This window comes from Boseongicola sp., from assembly GCF_057460485.1.
In genome coordinates, this window is sequence record NZ_JBVCWP010000368.1 from 1 (window position 1) to 3,405 (window position 3,405).

General features: G+C 51.8%; 3 protein-coding genes. 1 reads left to right on the forward strand and 2 read right to left on the reverse strand.

Translation table 11 applies throughout. The features are described from left to right. Nucleotides 1–89: 89 nt before the first annotated feature. Together AC221Y_RS22150 and AC221Y_RS22155 are read right to left on the reverse strand one after the other, a co-directional pair. On the reverse strand, nucleotides 90–338 hold the full coding sequence (locus AC221Y_RS22150; protein WP_486708468.1) for a DUF4242 domain-containing protein: 249 nt from the start codon (nucleotides 336–338) through the stop codon (nucleotides 90–92). A gap of 13 nt (nucleotides 339–351) precedes the next feature. After that, nucleotides 352–3,072 carry an ATP-binding protein gene (locus AC221Y_RS22155; RefSeq protein ID WP_486708469.1) on the reverse strand — a complete coding sequence of 907 codons (2,721 nt, stop codon included), beginning with the start codon at nucleotides 3,070–3,072 and terminating at the stop codon, nucleotides 352–354. Between AC221Y_RS22155 and AC221Y_RS22160 the strand changes: the two genes are divergently transcribed. After that, nucleotides 2,975–3,405, forward strand: a 431-nt coding sequence (locus AC221Y_RS22160; RefSeq protein WP_486708470.1) for a hypothetical protein, incomplete at its 3' end; no start/stop codon positions are given. The genes AC221Y_RS22155 and AC221Y_RS22160 overlap by 98 nt on opposite strands.

Genomic DNA, 3,405 nt, shown 5'->3' on the forward strand with positions numbered 1-3,405 from the left:
ACCACCGACACGAGGATTTTTAATCCCTGCGTTTTTTGAGCTTAGTTCAGTTCGTCAGCTTAATTACTATAACAGTACATGGCCAACATTCACTCCAGAAGGTCGGCAGTCCATACGCGCTCAAATTTGGCACCAGCTTCACGTTGGACGTTGCGAACGGATTCCGAATCTCGGGCTTCATATTCGCAGACCATTCTTTTGCGATCCGTGCTCCAATAACTTCTGAGCCAAGTCACATCATATAGATCGAGGCATGGGGCCATTCGCTCTTCCGTGGCGGCGAGATCCTCTTTGGTTAGCGGCGGATCAAAACTGCGTTCGACGATAAATTTGGGCATGTAAGGTCCTTTCCTAGAATGTCTTTCTTTCTTGCTGTGCAGACCGAGCAAACTTTCGGACCCGCGCGTTGAGTGTATATGACTTCGACCATTCATCTATTTCCGACTCTGTGATGGGGGCTCCCATGTCTTCACCCAACATCATAGCAAGTGATCGTGCAAAAACCTTTTCGTTTTCGTTTCCAATATCACTTGCAGTCTTAAATGCTTTCCGTGCGAAGGTCAGTGCGCGGTCAGTGTCGCCTGTCGTCCGGCGATGATCGGCGGCTAGGTTCAGAACATAAGCTAGGTGAGCCTTGTCATCGGCGATTTCTAGAGCTTCCAACGCTTCATCAAGTTCGTTGTCGTCACGCTGGGCCATAGCAATGAAAGTCCGGGCCAAAGGGGCCATCGCCCCTTCACCGATCTTTGCGGCAAGCTCTCCTAGGCATTTTGCGTGGCTGATCGCAGTTTCGGAGTAGTTTTGTTCGAGTGCAATCATCGCTGCCCAGGTCAGGCATTTACATTGCCGCCACCGATCTTCATTTTCTTCAGCAAGCTCCAGTGCCTTCGCGATTTCGTCTGCAGCACGATCCAAGTCCCCGTTCCAATAGGCCAACAGCCCTCTGCTCCAGAAGACTTCGCTATCGGTAACGCCTTCTTCCTCAGCCAACTGATCGGCATCTAGGCTAAGAGTAGTTGCCTTGGGGATATCTCTGCCCAACTCCAACAGACAGCGAGCAGAATTGGCAAGCTGTCGGACTTTTTTCTGCGCATCCATTTGCCTTGACGCATCTGCTGCACGTGCCGTGGCGAGGCTTGCTTCTTGCAAGTCTCCGAGCTCCTGAAAGAGTACCGATAAAAGGTATTCTCCTTGCGCGACTTCGTCTGCCATCATGTACTGGTTCGCTTTAGTGATTTGCGCTTGAAGGGCTGCGACAAGTTCAGGCGTTCGGCTGTTGGAAATACCTGACGCTGACAACACTTGTATCCCAAGCAATGCCATACTTAGTCTAATCCGCTCGCGGACCACATTCAGTTTTTCAACATGGAACAAGCCTCTTCTGGCTAATTCTGCGGCTTCAGAATTCGCATAGGCTTTCAATGCGTGTTGACCGGCGATGACGGCAGCCTCTGCGGCAACGCTATGGTTATCGGTCATTGTGCAGTGGTACAGCACACTCTCTGCGACACTGGGTTTTTGGGGCATTTCAAGCGCCAGAAATTCCGCGACCCTGCCATGCATGAGCCGACGACGAATGTTGGATATACGTTCGTAGGTACTCTCTCGGACAAGATCATGGGTGAATTCAATGTTACCTGCATTGGTCGGCCTTATGATCTCGTAGTTTTCAAGTTCCTCAATCGCGCTCAAGACGAACGAAATATCTAATCCAGATGCTTTGATTGCCGTGTTCATTGGGATGGTCCGTCCGAAAATGGAGGCCCAAGACGCAAAGGCGATGGCAGGCTGAGAAAGTCGTTCAAGTCTGTCAGCCAGAACATCCAGTAGTGTAGTCGACATCGAACCTTGGCCACCTGTGCGGGACAATTCCATGAGATATAGCGGGTTGCCTTGCGCTTTCCTGACAACGTCCTGCACATTTGCAGTAGGACGAAGCTCTTTTACCAGCGAGCTAGCATCAGTCTCTGACAATCCAGTCAAAGCAATCCTTTGAACATTATTTCCAAGCCCCGAAAGCAAGGACTGAACGCCCTCGTTGTCGTCGATCTCACCAGCGCGCGCTGCAATACAGAAATGGACCTGCCTGGAATCGAGGTGGCGAATAAGGTAGCTCAACAATGCGCAGGAAGATTGTTCCATCCATTGCGCGTCATCCAGTGCAATCAAGACAGGGTGAACTTGAGACAGATTTAAAAGAAGGATACGGAAACCCTCGAATAATTGCCCTTCCGTTAGGGTTTCTGAGCTAGTCGACCTGACAAGAAGCCCTTCCCGCAACTTGTGCCGAATATCTGAAACGACCTCTGTTTCGACCATGCCTTCCAGTGCATCCAGCCAAATACCAAAAGGGCGTGAGCGTTCAACTTCGACCGCGCGCGCCGACAGGCGACGTGGTCCGTAGTCTTTGCCTATTTTATCGAGAAGGGTGGATTTTCCGATACCGGGAGGGCCAACGATTAAGGCGACGGCAGGGCCTGAACCGTCGAAGGCACTCCGGACAAGCTGATACTCCGCGTCACGTCCGACGAAGGGTGCTCGAGATCGTACGCTGGAACTGGAAGAGCCACTGTTCGCCTGGCGCCGTTCAAGGGGCATTTGCAGGCTGGCCGCTGAAATCGGGACCGTTTGACAGGCCAAATCGAGTGCCTGAGAAGGTTCAACACCAAGCTCAAGTTCAAAAATCTTGCGGCAATGTGCCGCCTGAACGGTCGCATCCTCTGGCCGACCAAGCGCCAAAAGTAACTCGATGACCCTGATGTGAGAACTCTCTTGGAAAGGATCCATACCGACTAGCTTGTGCGCAAATTCCAGTGCCGCACCGGGCTGGTCGCTATACCGGGAAATGAGCGTTTCCAAGACTTTTGCATGGAGCCGGCCATATCTCGACCTTTCCGACTGACACCATTCGTAGAAGCCGTAGCAAGAGGATAGCTCCAGCCCATTCAGAAATTCACCCCGAAACAATTTCTCGATGGCAAGCAGAGCCTCGGTTGTATTGCTTTCAACGTTTCCGGATGCAGCGTTGATGATTGCAGCGTCCACGTCGATCGCGGCCTTGTTTAATTCCACTGTGTTTCTATTTGCCCGAATTTTGTCTGGCCCAAGGCTCGTGCGCAATTTGCTGAGAGACCATCGCAATGCTCCGCGTGGGTCCTCAGCCTCTGCCCAAAGCAAATCGCACAGCTCGTTGCGCGAACGTGGATGTGTGCTGGAAAGCAAATACCCCAACAAGCCCCGGGTCTTCTTTGATGCGGGAAGTTCGACTGGCTGGCCATCAAACGCGACGCGCATATGCCCAAAAAGTTCGGCTCTCAAAGGAGATGAAGAAGATTTTTCTTCTTTTAGCGACAAGTTTCCACTTTCTTCAAACGCTGGTTCACACGGTCGGCTGCCATGGTGTTC